1 protein-coding gene is annotated in these 524 nt (G+C 71.6%); it reads right to left on the reverse strand.

Features of this window, described 5'->3' with window-relative positions; all coding sequences use genetic code 11:
* Positions 1-524, reverse strand: a 524-nt coding sequence (locus BIU89_RS04750; protein ID WP_139178790.1) for an amidase family protein, incomplete at both ends; no start/stop codon positions are given.

The following is a 524-nucleotide window of genomic DNA, read 5'->3' on the forward strand; positions in this document are numbered from 1 at the left end:
CGAGCGCGACCGCCGCGTCGGTCACCGAGCGGGTGATCGGGCCGCCGGTGTCCTGCGACAGGGCGAGTGGGATGATCCCGTCACGGCTGGTCAGGCCGACCGTGGGCCGGATGCCGACGAGCTGGTTGTACGTCGACGGCACGCGGATCGACCCGCCGGTGTCGGTGCCGAAGCCGATGCCCGCGAGGTTCGCGGAGATCGCCGCACCGGTGCCGCCGCTCGAGCCACCGGCCGTCTGCGCCGTGTTGTACGGGCTGGCGACCAGGAGCGACGAGCCCGCGGGCTGGTTCGACGAGAACTCGGAGACGAAGCCGAAGGCGAACTCGTCGAGGCTGGCCTTCGCCAGGATCACGGCGCCGGCGTCGCGGAGGCCGGTGACCATGGCGGCGTCGGTGTCGGTCTGGTTGTCGTCCCAGCAGCCGCAGCCACCGGTGGTCGGCATGTCCTTCGTGTCGTAGTTGTCCTTCACCGCGATCGGCACGCCGAGCAGCATGCTCGTCATCCCGTGCTCGGCGCGCTCGGCG

Origin of the sequence: Curtobacterium sp. MCBA15_005 (assembly GCF_001864855.1) — a bacterium.
GTDB classification, from domain to species: domain Bacteria; phylum Actinomycetota; class Actinomycetes; order Actinomycetales; family Microbacteriaceae; genus Curtobacterium; species Curtobacterium flaccumfaciens.